At 59.9% G+C, this 14,749-nt stretch carries 14 protein-coding genes and 1 tRNA gene; 12 read left to right on the top strand and 3 right to left on the bottom strand.

Features of this window, described 5'->3' with window-relative positions; genetic code table 11:
• On the top strand, nucleotides 1-573 hold a 573-nt coding region (locus VN623_RS09770), incomplete at its 5' end, for a hypothetical protein (RefSeq protein WP_325570547.1).
• Between the two features lie 718 nt (nucleotides 574-1,291).
• Here VN623_RS09770 and VN623_RS09775 read toward each other — a convergent pair.
• Nucleotides 1,292-1,663 carry a YkgJ family cysteine cluster protein gene (locus tag VN623_RS09775; protein WP_325570549.1) on the bottom strand — a complete coding sequence of 124 codons (372 nt, stop codon included), beginning with the start codon at nucleotides 1,661-1,663 and terminating at the stop codon, nucleotides 1,292-1,294.
• Between the two features lie 477 nt (nucleotides 1,664-2,140).
• On the opposite strand from VN623_RS09775, the gene VN623_RS09780 reads away from it, so the two are divergent.
• Nucleotides 2,141-2,665, top strand: a complete 525-nt coding sequence (locus tag VN623_RS09780) for a single-stranded DNA-binding protein (protein WP_325570551.1) — start codon at nucleotides 2,141-2,143, stop codon at nucleotides 2,663-2,665.
• Nucleotides 2,666-2,863: 198 nt separating this feature from the next.
• Here the strand turns inward: VN623_RS09780 and VN623_RS09785 are convergent, their stop codons facing one another.
• On the bottom strand, nucleotides 2,864-3,247 hold the full coding sequence (locus VN623_RS09785) for a c-type cytochrome (RefSeq protein WP_325570553.1): 384 nt from the start codon (nucleotides 3,245-3,247) through the stop codon (nucleotides 2,864-2,866).
• 423 nt (nucleotides 3,248-3,670) lie between these two features.
• Between VN623_RS09785 and gyrA the strand changes: the two genes are divergently transcribed.
• The 7 genes from gyrA (at nucleotide 3,671) to tgt (ending at nucleotide 11,117) form a co-directional block, all read left to right on the top strand.
• Nucleotides 3,671-6,430 carry a DNA gyrase subunit A gene (gene gyrA, locus VN623_RS09790; protein WP_325570555.1) on the top strand — a complete coding sequence of 920 codons (2,760 nt, stop codon included), beginning with the start codon at nucleotides 3,671-3,673 and terminating at the stop codon, nucleotides 6,428-6,430.
• A 137-nt stretch (nucleotides 6,431-6,567) separates the two neighbouring features.
• Entirely contained in the window at nucleotides 6,568-7,071 is a 504-nt protein-coding gene (coaD, locus tag VN623_RS09795; RefSeq protein WP_325570557.1) for a pantetheine-phosphate adenylyltransferase, read from the top strand.
• A gap of 285 nt (nucleotides 7,072-7,356) precedes the next feature.
• A complete protein-coding gene (locus tag VN623_RS09800) occupies nucleotides 7,357-7,896 on the top strand; it encodes a peptidylprolyl isomerase (RefSeq protein ID WP_325570559.1) in 540 nt (179 codons plus the stop codon).
• Between the two features lie 37 nt (nucleotides 7,897-7,933).
• The gene (locus tag VN623_RS09805) at nucleotides 7,934-8,410 is read left to right on the top strand and encodes a peptidylprolyl isomerase (RefSeq protein WP_325570561.1); all 477 of its coding nucleotides are present in this window, start codon (nucleotides 7,934-7,936) and stop codon (nucleotides 8,408-8,410) included.
• Nucleotides 8,410-8,817, top strand: coding sequence for a DUF423 domain-containing protein (locus VN623_RS09810; RefSeq protein ID WP_325570563.1), 408 nt, complete (start codon nucleotides 8,410-8,412; stop codon nucleotides 8,815-8,817). Before VN623_RS09805 ends, VN623_RS09810 begins: the two co-directional genes overlap by 1 nt.
• Nucleotides 8,818-8,833: 16 nt before the next feature.
• Nucleotides 8,834-9,946, top strand: coding sequence for a tRNA preQ1(34) S-adenosylmethionine ribosyltransferase-isomerase QueA (queA, locus tag VN623_RS09815; protein ID WP_325570565.1), 1,113 nt, complete (start codon nucleotides 8,834-8,836; stop codon nucleotides 9,944-9,946).
• Between the two features lie 16 nt (nucleotides 9,947-9,962).
• Nucleotides 9,963-11,117 carry a tRNA guanosine(34) transglycosylase Tgt gene (tgt, locus tag VN623_RS09820; RefSeq protein WP_325570568.1) on the top strand — a complete coding sequence of 385 codons (1,155 nt, stop codon included), beginning with the start codon at nucleotides 9,963-9,965 and terminating at the stop codon, nucleotides 11,115-11,117.
• Here tgt and VN623_RS09825 read toward each other — a convergent pair.
• Entirely contained in the window at nucleotides 11,086-12,027 is a 942-nt protein-coding gene (locus VN623_RS09825) for a DMT family transporter (protein WP_325570571.1), read from the bottom strand. The two genes, tgt and VN623_RS09825, sit on opposite strands and share 32 nt — an antisense overlap.
• 257 nt (nucleotides 12,028-12,284) lie before the next feature.
• Here VN623_RS09825 and VN623_RS09830 point away from each other — a divergent pair.
• The 3 genes from VN623_RS09830 to dinB all read left to right on the top strand — a co-directional run bounded on the left by VN623_RS09830 (nucleotide 12,285) and on the right by dinB (nucleotide 14,408).
• Nucleotides 12,285-12,359: transfer RNA gene (locus tag VN623_RS09830), tRNA-Lys, on the top strand.
• A 256-nt stretch (nucleotides 12,360-12,615) separates the two neighbouring features.
• The gene (locus VN623_RS09835) at nucleotides 12,616-12,801 is read left to right on the top strand and encodes a hypothetical protein (RefSeq protein ID WP_325570574.1); all 186 of its coding nucleotides are present in this window, start codon (nucleotides 12,616-12,618) and stop codon (nucleotides 12,799-12,801) included.
• 515 nt (nucleotides 12,802-13,316) lie between these two features.
• Complete coding sequence (gene dinB, locus VN623_RS09840) at nucleotides 13,317-14,408, top strand: DNA polymerase IV (RefSeq protein ID WP_325570576.1); 1,092 nt, start codon at nucleotides 13,317-13,319, stop codon at nucleotides 14,406-14,408.
• Nucleotides 14,409-14,749 lie beyond the last annotated feature (341 nt).

The raw sequence follows: 14,749 nt of genomic DNA on the forward strand, positions 1-14,749 counted from the left end.
CGTACGCTGACTTTGATCAAGCTCTTCGTGCTGGCCGTTTCTGTTGCCGCCGCGATCCCAACGGCGCGCAACCTCTACTTCTCGTGGACGAATGGCGTGCCCTTCAGTCAGGTCGATCATCGCCTGGCGCAGGCGGCGCTGCTGGAGAAGAATTTTAGCTGCAAGATCGACTACCGTTCGCTTGCAACGACCGGCGCGGCGCGCGTTGATGTCGGCTCGTGCGCCAAGACGGGAGACATTTCGATCCGGGTGACCGGAACCAGTGGTCAGGTGAACTACGAATGGATTGCGTTCGAGCAGTTGCCGAAACCCGCCTCGCGGTCGGCGAGCCTGAGCGATCTCATCGTCACGCCGGCGCTTGCAGTTGAAGCAATACCTCGAAGTGAGGGCCATCCCGCAACGATTGAACTCGCGCAGGCAGTTGACGTTTTGTGTGAAAGCAAGAAAGGCGACAACGTCGTTCGCATCGTTCAGTCAGGCGGACAATGTACGCGTGAGACGGTTTCGATTTTCCGCGGCGCCGTCGAAAAACGCGAGCCTGTGGCCTGCGATAAGTCTTGTCCCATCAAATAGACGGACCTGATGAATGGGATCGAGTTCTTCCAGAGATTTCAAAAAGTACTCCGTTGCAAAAGCAGCTGCTCGCGCGGCCTGAACTGTCATTAGAAACGCTGTCTCCTTTGTTTCTCGGTGGTAATCCGAAAGTGACTGAGACACGAGTGCTCAGAAAAATACCGCATCGATGTGGGTAAATCTTCGCGATATTTGTGATCGCGTTCTGGCGCATGACGACTTGACGACATGCAATTTGAGGCACACATTTCTTTTGTGACGGTGCTGCTGTCGCTGTTCGTTTCGGTAAATGCATCACGGTCGATGGGCCGGTGAGCTACGGATCGGAAGAGGCGAGCCGCAAAAGAGTGCGAGGCATGAAGCCCGTTGCTCGATGCGGAAAAGGCAGCAGGCGTGACACGGCGAAACAGATCGAGGAAGGGGATGACTCCACCCAAGAGTACATTTGGACCTCGACCGTTTACGAGGTCAGCAGCTTGAGAGGCGCTCTCGAGAACTTGGCCGCGCTTTTGATAGCTGTCACTATCACAATCTGGAACTTTCATACGAGGGCGGCGGCCGCACAGGCTGGCCAGAGCCTCGCTTCAAAAGCCCGGTTTTAGTCTGGGCGAACCATCGAAGGTAAGAAGCCTCGCGCGGATCTGTGGATCCGGCGGGGCTTTCGCTTTTTTGTTCGCGCTTCCAACTCCACCGCGCAGAGCCGGCCGCGAGAGGGACATCAATCCTTGTGATTGGTAACGGCGACGAACGTGTCGTCGTCCTGCACGCGCCGTTCGTGCATCAGAAAGTCGTAGTAACCGCAGCGGCAGTTGTTGCCTGGATAATCGCGGCAGGCGGCGGGCCGCGCCTTATAGATTGTGCACCGGCGCTCTTTGGTATCGAAAAACTGGCAGATCCGCCCGAAGTGCTTGTCGCCTTTCCGGCGCATCAAATACTTGTGGCCGTGCCCTTCGCGCGTGAAGCGCTTCTTTGCGGTCGCGAACGCCAGCTTGAAATGCTTGCCGAGGCGTTCGATGTCGCGCTTCGTCAACGCAATAATCGGATACGAGCAGCAGTACCCGGGACAATTCAGACAATTATAGTGAGCCATCTGTGGCTTTGAAGCTCCAGGCCGAATGCGAGTCCGATCGAATGAGGCTGAGCTATCGCATTAGCCGATGGGCCCTCTCAGTCAAGCAGGCATTGCCTTTGTTCGATCTTCCATTTGCCGCGGTTGCAACGGCGCCGCTGACTACGCGACGGGTGTCTCGACCAGTGGGCGCGTGCCTCACGGCGGCCAGGGTTCTCCGAGAGCATCGCGGCCGTCTTCGGAATTTTCTTGCAACACTGGGATCGCCAACCTATATTGGAACAATAAGTGAACAGCGACGGCTGGAGGCGTCAGCGCTCGATGGCGCAAATGCGTGGACAACACCAAATGATGAGCGGAATTCAAGCCGCTTAGCCTCTAATGTCCGTTCGGGATTTTCTGGCATTCGACGGAAGTGCGCTGATACAACCAGACAGCTTCCGGGACAGCAATTCGGGCGCGCGAGACGCGCCGCCAATTTCGTAAGGAGACAAGTGAATGGCAGGTTCGGTCAATAAGGTCATTCTGGTCGGCAACGTCGGCAAGGACCCGGAAATTCGCCGCACGCAGGACGGTCGGCCGATCGCCAACCTGAGCTTGGCGACGAGCGAGACGTGGCGTGACAAGTCGACCGGCGAGCGCAAGGAAAAGACCGAGTGGCATCGCGTCGTTATATTTAGCGAACCGTTGTGCAAGGTCGTCGAACAGTATGTGAAGAAGGGCTCCAAGCTCTACATCGAAGGGGCGCTGCAGACCCGCAAGTGGACGGATCAGAGCGGCGCCGAAAAGTATTCGACTGAGGTCGTCCTGCAAGGTTTCAACGGCACGTTGACGATGCTGGACGGCGCGAGCGGCGGGCGCGGTGCTTCGGCCGGTATGCAAGAAGGTGGACAGGCCGATTATGGTTCCGACGGCGGCTTCGGCTCAGGAGCCGGCGCGGGAGAGCCACGACGCGTTGCGAAGACCGGAGGCGGTTCGAAGGGCGGCTTCGATAAAGCCATCGATGACGAGATTCCGTTCTAGGAAATCTATTCGGTTTGAGGGAAAGACGGCTGGTCGTTGGCGGTTTGGCTTAGGTTCTGCGTATCAGTGGTCGGTGCTGCCAACGACTAGAGAATTGGGACGAGACGATTGTCCCGCATTGCATTCGATGCAAAGCCGCTTCCAGCTGCATCTCAACGAGCGAGTGGCCGCACGTCGAACTCTCCGTGAAAGCGACGGTCAGTTCGGATTGGTCTTCAAGAAGTCGACAATCTGCTTGCGTTGTCCCTCATCGGATATGCCCGTAAACGGCTTCATGTTGTTATTGGGCACGACGTGATCGGGGTCAGCGATGAACTTGTCGAGCGTCGCTTCATCCCACGTTATGTCGGAAGCCTTCATCGCCTGAGAATAGGCATAGCCTGCGGCGGTCCCGGCTTTTCTGCCGACGATGCCATGCAAATCCGGTCCTAAACGTTGGTCGTCCTTCTTCCAGGAGTGGCAGGTACGGCACGCATTGTTGAATACTTCTTGACCGGAACTTGTGTTATCGGCAGCAGCGGCCGCGCCTGCAAGAGCGGAAGAGAGAGCCAACGCCGCTACCACGAACAAGAGATGCATCATAACCTCCTTCGTTGACTCAAAAGACAAGCGCCACGCTCATGCCGCGCACGTTTCGAAAGCTCTCGGCAACCTCAATCTCAACGCCCAAACACGGGCAACCGTTCCGTGTGCCGAACAACGATACAGAGCGAAATCGATGTCTCGATGGGGTCGGGCCGAGCGGCATTTTCGTCCGCACTTGCCCGCTCACTGAAATTCACACCGGGGCACTGAAGACGGGCCCTTGCATAGCAATGTTCGACGCCGCAGTGGTGTGGCGCAATGCATTGGAATATCGAGAATATTTCGCACCCCTCATATCCCGTGTCACGTCGCCGCGCCGGTGGCTTATGACTCCAATTCCTGCTATGTTTTTTGTCTGTTCTGCGTCGGCCACCGTGCATCGGTCGGCCACGAAAAATCGACCCCGGAAAGACCTGATCCTTGACCGATACGAGCGACGACGAGACGCCCGCTGGGCGAGAGCCGAGCGACATCCGCCCCATTTCCATTTCCGAGGAGATGAGGCGATCGTATCTCGACTACGCGATGAGCGTCATCATCTCACGCGCCCTGCCCGACGTGCGCGACGGGTTGAAGCCCGTGCACCGGCGCATCCTGTTTGCAATGAACGAGATGGGGCTCGACTGGAACAAGAAGTACGTCAAGTCGGCGCGCATCGTCGGCGAAGTGATGGGCAAGTATCACCCGCACGGCAATCTCGCGATCTACGATGCGCTGGTCCGGCTCGCGCAGGATTTTTCGATGCGCGTCCCACTCGTCGATGGTCAGGGCAATTTCGGCTCGATCGATGGTGATCCTCCTGCCGCGGAGCGCTACACGGAATCGCGTCTCTCCAAGGTCGCGTCGTTTCTGCTTGACGACCTCGATAACGAAACCGTTGAATTTCGCGACAACTACGACGGTCAGCTGCAAGAGCCTTCCGTTCTCCCTGCGAAATTTCCGAACCTGCTCGTCAACGGTGCCGGCGGCATCGCGGTCGGTATGGCAACGAACATTCCGCCGCATAATCTTGGCGAAATCATCGACGCCTGCATCGCCGATCTGGACAATCCGGAAATCGGCATCGATGAGCTGACGCAAATCGTTCAGGGGCCAGATTTTCCGACTGCCGGAATCATTCTCGGCCGCACCGGCATCCTCTCGGCCTATCACAAGGGGCGCGGCTCGATCATCATGCGGGCGCGCGTCAAAATCGAGAATATCCGCAAGGATCGCGAGGCGTTGATCGTCACGGAGATACCGTATCAGGTCAACAAACGCACGCTGATCGAAAAGATCGCCGATCTCGTTCGAGACAAAAGGGTCGAGGGCATTGCCGATCTTTGGGACGAGAGCAACCGCGAAGGCATTCGCATCGTCATCGAACTGAAACGTGATGCCGTGGCCGACGTGGTGTTGAACAACCTCTACAAATATTCCGACCTGCAGACGACGTTCGGCGCCAACATGCTCGCGATCAACGGCGGGCGGCCTGAAAGCCTGACGCTGAAGGATTTTATTTCCGCGTTCACGGTCTTCCGGCAAGACGTGGTGACGCGACGAACCAAGCATCAGCTGACGAAGGCACGCGACCGCGCCCACGTCCTGGTCGGCCTTGCAATCGCAGTTGCCAACATCGACGAGGTGATCAAGCTGATCCGCACCTCCGCGTCGCCCTCCGAAGCCAAAGAGCAATTGATGTTGCGCGATTGGCCGGCGAAGGACATGGCGCCGCTGATCATGCTCATCGCCGATCCGCGGCACACGCTGTCGGATACCGGAATGTACCGGCTCTCCGACGAGCAGGCCAAAGCCATTTTGGAATTGCGTCTCGCACGCTTGACTGCGCTGGGTCGCGATGAAATCGCCGACGAGCTCAATAAGATTGCCGTCGAGATCAAGGAATTTCTGGCGATCCTCGCCTCGCGCGCTCGCGTCGTCGAAATCGTCAAGAGTGAACTTTCCGCGATCCGCGCCGAGTTCGCGACGCCGCGCAAGACCGAGATCATGGATCTCGAAGGCGAAGTCGAGGACGAGGATCTCATCCAGCGCGAAGACTGCGTCGTCACCGTATCGCACAAGGGCTACATCAAGCGCGTGCCGCTGGCCGCTTATCGTTCCCAGAAGCGCGGCGGCAAAGGCCGCTCCGGCATGTCTACCCGGGACGAGGATTTCGTCACGCAGCTCTTTGTGACGTCGACACACACGCCGGTGCTGTTCTTTTCCTCGCGCGGCATGTGTTACCGGATGAAGGTCTGGCGATTGCCCTCCGCGTCGCCGCAGTCACCCGGCAAGGCACTCGTCAACCTTCTGCCGCTCACTGAGGGCGAGGCGATAACGTCGATCCTGCCGTTGCCCGAAGATTCTTCAACATGGGGCGACCTGGAACTGATCTTTGCGACGCTGTCCGGCAACGTCCGTCGCAATGCGCTATCGGATTTCGAGAGCATCAATCGCAACGGCAAGATCGCGATGAAGCTCGACGAGGGCGATCGCATCGTGCAGGTCGCGATCGCGCGGCCCGATAACGATGTGCTGCTGACGACGGCGGATGGCCAGTGCATCAGGTTCCTCATCAAGGACGGCGTGCGCCTGTTCAAGGGGCGCGATTCCGATGGCGTGCGCGGCATCCGGCTTGCTGAGGGCGACGAGATCATCTCGATGGCGATCCTCGACCACTTCGAGGCGACGGCCGAAGAACGAGTCGCCTATCTGAAGCAGGCAAACGCGCTGCGCCGTTCCGATGAAGTCGAAGAGGCGGAAGTGGTGAGCACCGACGCCGATGCCGAGGAAGTCGTCGCAGCCGATGTCACCATAAGCCACGAACGCTTCACCGAAATGCAGGCGGCCGAACAGTTTGTGTTGACCGTCTCGAGCAAGGGCTTCGGCAAGCGCTCGTCATCGTTCGAGTTCCGCACCTCGGGACGTGGCGGCAAAGGCATCGTCGCGATGGTCGCCAACGACCGGAACGGCCGTCTCGTCGCTTCGTTCCCGATCGCGGAGAACGACCAGATCATGCTTGTCACCGACGGCGGTCAGCTGATCCGCTGCCCGGTGCACGACATTCGCATCGCCGGTCGCAATACGCAGGGTGTTCGCATCTTCAAGACGGAAGCCGAGGAGAAAGTCGTCTCCGTCGAGCGCATCACCGACGATAATGGAACCGATGACGCGGCGATTGACGCAACCGCAGTTGAGTAGGCGGCTACCCGCGCGCAACCCCCATCGCCGTGCAGGTGCAAGCAATTAACGCGCAGAAAAGGCTTTTCTGTTAGGCTTAAAACTCAAGTCCGCTGCAAAAGCTTGATCCCGCTCCCCTTACGCCGCTAGAAAATCCCATGACCCGCATCGGCTTCTATTCGGGATCGTTCGATCCCGTCACGCTCGGCCATACCGACGTCATCCGGCGCGCGGCCAGCCTTCTCGATGCGCTCGTCATCGGTATCGGTGTCAATCCAGGTAAGGCGCCGATGTTCCCGGCCGCCGAGCGCGTTGCGATGCTCGAGGACGAGGTGCGCCCACTCGCGCGATTGACGAAAACGAAAATCAGCGTCGTGACGTTCTCGGGCCTCGCCGTTGAAGCCGCGCGGGTCAACGGCGCCTCGGTCATCATCCGCGGTGTCCGCGACGGCACGGACTTCGACTATGAAATGCAGATGGCCGGCATGAACGGCGAAATGGCGCCTCAGATTCAAACGATTTACGTGGCGGCATCTCCGGCGGTGCGCCACATCGCGGCGAACCTCGTCCGTGCGATCGTTTCAATGGGCGGCGATCCTTCGCCTTTCGTATCGAAGGACGTGCTGAAGCGCCTCAAAGCCAAGTCGGCCAAGACGTCCTGAACAACACGCAATGTGTGCGCAGCGGGAAAGCGGAAGCCAGGAAATGAAAGCTGCCTGGATTTTCCGGGACTTTCGGGAAGCCGGCCGGACGCTCTGCCGCAGTCAACGAAGCCCGGCGGGCGGTCCTGAGGAATGAAGTCGCGTCGCTAACGGCAGATGCGCAGCCCGCCTCGCACTTGCGGTTGGGCCGTCAAATCGCCATAAGGGCGGCGACACTCACCGCGCAACGACAGATCGGCTTCGCCGGCTTTTGAAATTTCCCCCCACAGCATCATGAGGAGCGTCATGTTCCGTATTTTATCCCTAGTGCTCGTCTCCGTATTTGCCACGACGTTCCTTGCAGGCCAGCCGGCGTACGCCGCGGGCGATAACCTTGTCATCGAACTGAAGACCGGCAAGGTCGTCATCAAGCTTCGCCCCGATCTCGCGCCGAAGCACGTCGAGCGCGTCAAGACGCTCGCCGCGCAGGGCTTCTACAACGGCCTCAAATGGCATCGCGTGATTGATGACTTCATGGCGCAGACCGGCGATCCCACGGGAACGGGCGCAGGCGGATCGAAGCTCCCCGACCTACCTGCCGAATTCTCGAAAGAGGAATTCAAGCGCGGCACCGTCGCAGCTGCGCGGACATCCGATCCCGATTCGGCGAATAGCCAGTTCTTCATTTGCTTCAACAGTATCGGCTGCGGCGGTCTTCGCGGCCAATATACGATCTGGGGCGAAGTGACCGAAGGCATGCAGAATGTCGATGCGATCAAGCGCGGCGCGCCGGGTTCGGGAACCGTTACGGATCCAGACGTGATGTTGAAGGTTTACGTGCAGTGAGCCGCACGGCTCAAAACCGTTAGAATAGGAGGCCCCAATGGCCGAGTACAAAGATCCAGAGAACACGCTCGTCATCGAGACGAGCAAGGGCCCCGTCGTAATCGAGCTTCGACCCGACCTCGCACCGAAGCACGTCGAGCGTATCAAGGCTCTGGCGCGTGAGAAATTCTACGACGGCATCGTGTTCCATCGGGTCATTCCCGGGTTCATGGCGCAGACGGGTTGCCCGCAGGGGCGCGGCACGGGCGGTTCTTCGCATGAAAATTTGCCGGCAGAGTTCAACGCCGAGCCGCACGTGCGCGGCGTTTGCTCGATGGCGCGCTCGTCCAATCCCAACTCGGCGAACAGCCAGTTCTTCATCTGCTTCGATGATGCGTCGTTCCTCGACAAGCAATATACGGTCTGGGGCAAGGTCATCGAGGGCATGGAGAACGTCGACAAGATCAACAAGGGCGAGCCGCCGAAGAGCCCCGACAAGATGATCACGGTTCGCGTCGCAACGGACGCAGCTTGATGCCGAACGCAGGCCAGAACAGTCAAGGCGCGCGAAGCAGCGCGCCTTTTCTGATTTTGGCGTGGGCCGGGGTCGCCGGTGCAGCCGGCGTTGCGCTCGCAGCGGTCGCCGCTCACAAGGTCGAGAGCCCCGCGCTCGCGACCGCCGCGATGATGTTGACCATTCATGCCGCCGCCGCCGTCGGCATTATCGCCCTCGCAATGCGTACGGAACGAGAGAAACTTTGGCAGGCGGCAGCCGTGCTGATGCTGGCAGCGGCGTCGCTGTTCTCGGGCGACATTGCGCTGCATACGCTTTCCGGTACGCACGTCTTCCCGATGGCCGCGCCTACGGGCGGCAGTCTGCTGATCGCGAGCTGGCTGATCGTCGCGGGCCTCGCTATCGCGGCTTGGCTTACGAGGAGCTGAGCGGTAAGCCGGCACAATGCGAACTGATCTTTTCGATTTCGAGCTGCCCGATAGCGCCATTGCGCTTCATCCCGCGCAACCGCGCGATGCGGCGCGCTTGCTCGTCGTCCATCCCGTCCAAGGCGGCTGCGCAAGTGACGACGCCGATCTCGCGGATAAAAGTGTGAGCGATCTTCCGGGTCTGCTGCAGCCGGGCGATGCGATCGTCTTCAATGATACGCGTGTGATCCTGGCGGCACTTTCCGGCATCCGCATTCGCGGCGAGACGCAGGCGAAAGTCGATTTCAACCTGACCAAGCGCGTCGGCGACAATTCCTGGCGCGCCTTCGCACGTCCGGCAAAGCGCTTGGAGACCGGCGATCGTGTGCATTTCGGCCACTCGGGCGAGAGCTGCATGATGGGCGCGCTCGACGCGACCGTGTCGGCGAAAGGTGAAGCCGGCGAGGTCGAGCTGGCATTCGATTTTTCAGGCGACGTGCTCGACGAAGCGATCAGGGCCGTCGGCATGATGCCGCTGCCGCCCTACATCGCGTTGAAGCGCCCCGCCGACGATCGCGACCGCGCCGCGTATCAGACCGTCTATGCCAGCAAGGACGGCGCGGTCGCCGCTCCGACGGCAGGATTGCATTTCACACCCGAGCTTCTCGATGCCTTCGAGGCACGCGGAGTATCACGTCATTTCGTGACACTACACGTTGGGCCGGGCACGTTTCTCCCCGTTAAGACGGACGATACCGACACCCACGTGATGCACGCCGAGTGGGGCGAAGTCTCGGCCGAGACCGCACAAGCGCTGAATAACGTCCGCGCGGGCGGCGGCCGCATCGTGGCGGTCGGTACAACCTCGCTCAGGCTTCTCGAAAGCGCCGCCGGGGATGATGGCACGATCGCTGCCTGGTCCGGTGAAACGTCGATCTTCATCACGCCCGGCTATCGCTTCAAGGCCGTCGACATTTTGATGACCAACTTCCACTTACCGCGCTCGACGCTGTTCATGTTGGTCGCGGCGTTTTCCGGTCTCGGTACGATGCGCGCCGCCTACGGCCACGCCATTCGCGCCGGCTACCGCTTCTATTCCTACGGCGATGCCAGCCTGCTGTTCCCAGCGGCGGACGGTCGGCATGGATAGTCACCTCAAGGATACCATGGCTGAGACATTCGACTTTCGCGTTCTCGCGAAAGACGGCAAGGCGCGATGCGGGGAAATCTCAACGCCGCGCGGTGTCATTCGCACGCCGGCCTTCATGCCGGTCGGCACCGTCGGCACGGTCAAAGCGCTTTACCCGGAGCAGGTGCGCGATGCCGGTGCCGACATCATTCTTGGCAACACCTATCATTTGATGCTGCGGCCCGGCGCCGAGCGCGTCGCCAAACTCGGCGGCCTGCATAAATTCATGGGCTGGAATGGGCCGATCCTCACCGATTCCGGCGGCTTCCAGGTGATGAGCCTTGCCAAGATCCGCAAGATTACCGAGGAAGGCGCCGCGTTCCAGTCGCATCTCGATGGCTCGCGGCACATGCTGTCGCCAGAACGGTCAATCGAAATTCAGTCGCTGCTGGGTGCCGACATCCAAATGCAATTCGATGAGTGCATCGAACTTCCGGCCGCCCCGTCCGAGGTCGATCGCGCCATGCAATTGTCGCTGCGATGGGCGGAGCGTTCGAAGCGGGCTTTCGAAGTGCAACGCGCCAGTGGCGGTGTCGGGCCGGGGCAGGCGCTTTTCGCGATCGTGCAAGGCGGAACCGACATCGCGCTTCGGCAACGGTCCGCTGAGGCGCTCGTCGCGATGGACTTCCCGGGCTATGCCATCGGCGGTCTCGCGGTCGGCGAAGGCCACGAGGCGATGATCTCGACGCTCGCTGAAACGCTCCCCGCTTTGCCCGCCGACAAGCCGCGTTACCTGATGGGCGTTGGCACGCCGCTCGATCTCATCGAATCCGTTCGCCTCGGCGTCGATATGTTTGATTGCGTGATGCCGACGCGAAACGGACGTCACGGCCATGCGTTCACCTGGGATGGCGAGTTGAACATGCGCAACGCCAGGTTTGCCGACGATGCTTCACCGCTCGACGCGCAGAGTTCGTGCCCGGCCGCACGGCAATATTCGCGCGCCTATCTGCACCACTTGATCAAGTCAGGCGAATACCTCGGGGCGATGATCCTGTCGTGGGCCAACACGGTATTCTATCAGGACCTGATGGCGGCGATGCGCGAGGCGATCTCTGCCGGCAACTTCGAAGAGTGGGCCGCGGCAACGAAGGCCCGCATCATAAAGCCGCCTGCTGCTCCAGAGCGGTAGCGCGATCGGCAGCGCCTGCAACGCGCTCACGGTGCACGAGATAGAGGCCCGAGGCGATGACGACGGCAGAGCCTATTAGCGACCATCGATCCGGCGTATCGCCGAAAACGAAATAGCCGAGGCTCACCATGCTCAGCAGTTGGAAGTAAAGAAACGGCGATACCGAAGATGCCGGCGCCAGCCGATAGGCGAGGATCAGCAAATAGTGGCCGAGGCCGCCGAGCGCTCCGAGCGTAAGCAGCAGCAGACATTCGAATACGTTGCTCGGCCAGACCCACTGCGGAATTGCGAAAAGCGCGCCGCCAACGACACCCACGAGCAACGAATAGAACAGCGTCACGAACGGCGTGTCGAAGCCCGAGAGTTTGCGCGTGACGATCATAAACAGTGCGTAGGCGAGCATCGCTGCGAACGACACGGCAAATGCCGGATGCAATTGGGTAAAGCCCGGCCGGATGACGATCAAGATCCCGATGAATCCGGTGACAATTGCCAGTGCACGCCGCCATCCGACGTATTCTCCGAGCAGGGGCCCGGCGAGCAATGCGACGACGAGCGGCGCCAGGAACGCAATCGAAATGGTCTGATCGAGGCGCAAATACTGAACCGCAACAAAATTGCAGACGGTCGTCGCTGCCATCAAAAACGACCTGACCATCTGCAGTCCGAACTTTTGGGTCTTGAAGAGGTCCGGCACGGCGCGCGGTCCTAGAAGCGCGACCATCAGCAGAAATTGCCCGACGAAGCGTGTCCACACAATCTCCGCGACCGGCATCTTGAAATGACTGCCGAGATACTTGGCGTTGGCATCCAGGCACGCGAACAGCGTGACCGCCGCGCACATCAGCAGGATGGCCTTCAGACGGCCGGACATGGAGTCCACGGAGCGGCGCATACGCGTGGCAGTCATGAGGACGATGATTCGGGGCAAGCGGCGGCAGTTGGGCGAGCGCCTGGGCTCAGTTGCATGAATTCGCTTCAAGCACTATCAGTCATGCCGCTCAGCCGCTATGTGGCGGATAGCGAGTCAGGCTGGGCTGCGCCCGTCAGGGCTGACCTGATGGGGCCTCCAGATTGTGCCGATGGCGTATGAACGGTCTCTGCAGGTGGTTGCGACGACCCAAGGCTTGCGCTCGGCCGAAAAGGCAGGTAACCGGACGCCTTCGTGGGCCCGTAGCTCAGCGGCAGAGCATCTGACTTTTAATCAGAGGGTCGTCGGTTCGATCCCGACCGGGCTCACCAGTGTTTTCAATACTTAGTCGCATCCGGCAATTCGCCGAACTCCGCCGGGTGCGATCCTGGGGCGATCCGGCCCCCGTCCTTCCGCGGACGCACTCGACAGGGTGTCGCGACTTCATCCCAATGCCCCTTCAATTCGGTGGAACCGCTATTCCGTTGTGCGGTTATCCAATGGCAATCTTCCCCCGATTGCATGGCCGACGGGACGCCAGCTTATTCCTTTGGAAGCTGACGTCCCTTTTTTGGGCTAGGAGGCAATATGGACAAGCGCAAAAAAGAGATTATCGATCCCGAGGACTTCGACGCGGACGTGCCAGCCGATGAACAGGTTATCCTGCCGGGCAAGCCAGTTACATCACCGCCAGTTCCGGGTGATGATGACGACGCTGATGATGAGCTAGAGGACGAGAACGAGGCTGTTCAGAGTACCGATACAGACGACTGAGCAGAAACGATAAAGGCTCCGGGTTACCCACCGAAAACCTTTGTCAACGCACCCTCACAAAACTAATGGATTGCGCTGGTGGCCGTAGGCAAAGCATCGGCAGGATAACCGACGCCACTTGTCCCCATGTCATCGCTGGCCATTATCGGATTGCCCGCAAACACGGCGGCCGGATGGCGAAACTGGATACTCACAGCGACAATGCCGACGCCTACGAGGAAGGCTATCGAGGCCAGAGTGAAGGCGGAGCGGAGCGGGTCCATGGTCGGTCCTGCGAGAAGATCAGCCAACTAACGCACCGGCGTCATCGCAGTTCCCAAAAAGGATCGGCTCAAAGGAATAAAGGAAGTTAGCCCAACAACTCTTTGAAGGCCTGAGACCGAGGCGCTCTGCTTCAGGCCAAAACTCAGGGTACGGCTGCCAATTAAGGCTGCTGTGATGTCGGCTTCGAATTGGAGCGGCGCCGCGAGGCCGGTTCAGCATAGCGCCTCTTCGTGCTGGTGCTAGAATTGGTCATGGGCCAAGCCAACGTTCGTAAAATTATCCACATCGACATGGACGCCTTCTATGCGTCGGTCGAGCAGCGCGATGATCCGGGCCTTCGTGGGCGGCCTGTCGCTGTCGGCCATGCCGCCAAGCGCGGCGTGGTCGCGGCGGCGAGCTACGAAGCCCGCACGTTCGGGGTCCGCTCGGCCATGCCATCGGCAATCGCGCTCCGGCAATGTCCCGATCTCGTTTTTGTCCCGCCGCGCTTCGAGGTCTATCGGGCGGTGTCCGAGCAGATCCGGCGCATCTTCGCCGACTACACGCCGCTCATTGAACCGCTGTCTCTGGACGAAGCCTATCTCGACGTCTCTGAGAACCTGCGCGGCATTCCAACGGCGTCGGCCACTGCGAAAGCCATTCGTGCGCAAATCTTCGCCGAGACCGGTCTCACCGCCTCCGCCGGGATTTCGTACAACAAGTTTTTGGCCAAGCTGGCGTCCGACCACCGCAAGCCCAACGGCCAGTTCGTTATCACGCCGGAGATGGGGCCAGCGTTCATCGCGGAGCTGCCGGTCGCCAAGTTCCACGGCGTCGGACCTGTGACGGCCGAGAAGATGAAGACACTCGGCATCAACACCGGTGCCGATCTCCGCGACAAGTCGCTCGCATTTCTGCAACAGCACTTCGGCAAATCCGGCGCTTGGTACTTTGCCATCGCGCGGGGAGACGACGATCGCCGCGTCATGCCGAACCGGCCACGCAAGTCATCCGGCTCTGAAACCACCTTCTCGGAGGATCTGACGTCACCAGCCGACATCGAGGCCGGCATCATCGCGATGGCCGACGACGTGTGGGCCTGGTGCGAAAAGCATCAAATGTTTGGCCAGACCGTCACCGTTAAGATCAAATACGCTGACTTCAGGCAGGCGACGAGGAGCCGGACATTGCGCGTGCCTGTCTGCACGCATCAGGAGCTGAAAGAGGTGAGTGTAGCGCTTGTCCGCTCGGTATATCCGGTCGCCATGGGCATACGCTTGGTCGGCGTCACGGTGTCGAGTTTCGGCAAGAAGATGGCTGAAGAACAGCTCGATTTGGAATTGCCGAAAGTGTCGACTGCGTAACGCTGCACCGATCGGCGGCACGGACGAAATGCATTTCGCGAGCCAGAACTACCAAGTCGGTCAATTGAAAGGACGAACATGCCTCCCCGTCCCCTCAGTAGCCGCCTGATCAGATGAACCGACGATATGGCTGACAAACTGCTACGGAGAAAAACCTTTAGTGCCGATCGGGTTGGAGACAGCTCGTAGCTGTTTCTGCGATGAGGTGATCGACTACCGCTACCAATGCGTCGCGTTCACTTGCACCTGTGCTCAAGGTGCTTTTCCAGACGCGCACTTGTCGGTCGGCACTGGTGCCGTCCCTCGCTATCACCCGCAGATTTGAGATCTCTCTTTCACAT

The organism is Hyphomicrobium sp. (assembly GCF_035572195.1).
Taxonomy (GTDB): Bacteria; Pseudomonadota; Alphaproteobacteria; order Rhizobiales; family Hyphomicrobiaceae; genus Hyphomicrobium_B.

What these genes read in the sequence shown, in the direction of transcription:
- VN623_RS09785 (WP_325570553.1), bottom strand. Translation starts at nt 3,247, where the DNA reads ATGATGCATCTCTTGTTCGTGGTAGCGGCGTTGGCTCTCTCTTCCGCT.
- VN623_RS09810 (WP_325570563.1), top strand. Translation starts at nt 8,410, where the DNA reads ATGCCGAACGCAGGCCAGAACAGTCAAGGCGCGCGAAGCAGCGCGCCT.
- VN623_RS09805 (WP_325570561.1), top strand. Translation starts at nt 7,934, where the DNA reads ATGGCCGAGTACAAAGATCCAGAGAACACGCTCGTCATCGAGACGAGC.
- dinB (WP_325570576.1), top strand. Translation starts at nt 13,317, where the DNA reads ATGGGCCAAGCCAACGTTCGTAAAATTATCCACATCGACATGGACGCC.
- coaD (WP_325570557.1), top strand. Translation starts at nt 6,568, where the DNA reads ATGACCCGCATCGGCTTCTATTCGGGATCGTTCGATCCCGTCACGCTC.
- tgt (WP_325570568.1), top strand. Translation starts at nt 9,963, where the DNA reads ATGGCTGAGACATTCGACTTTCGCGTTCTCGCGAAAGACGGCAAGGCG.
- queA (WP_325570565.1), top strand. Translation starts at nt 8,834, where the DNA reads ATGCGAACTGATCTTTTCGATTTCGAGCTGCCCGATAGCGCCATTGCG.
- VN623_RS09780 (WP_325570551.1), top strand. Translation starts at nt 2,141, where the DNA reads ATGGCAGGTTCGGTCAATAAGGTCATTCTGGTCGGCAACGTCGGCAAG.
- VN623_RS09825 (WP_325570571.1), bottom strand. Translation starts at nt 12,027, where the DNA reads ATGACTGCCACGCGTATGCGCCGCTCCGTGGACTCCATGTCCGGCCGT.
- VN623_RS09775 (WP_325570549.1), bottom strand. Translation starts at nt 1,663, where the DNA reads ATGGCTCACTATAATTGTCTGAATTGTCCCGGGTACTGCTGCTCGTAT.
- VN623_RS09800 (WP_325570559.1), top strand. Translation starts at nt 7,357, where the DNA reads ATGTTCCGTATTTTATCCCTAGTGCTCGTCTCCGTATTTGCCACGACG.
- VN623_RS09835 (WP_325570574.1), top strand. Translation starts at nt 12,616, where the DNA reads ATGGACAAGCGCAAAAAAGAGATTATCGATCCCGAGGACTTCGACGCG.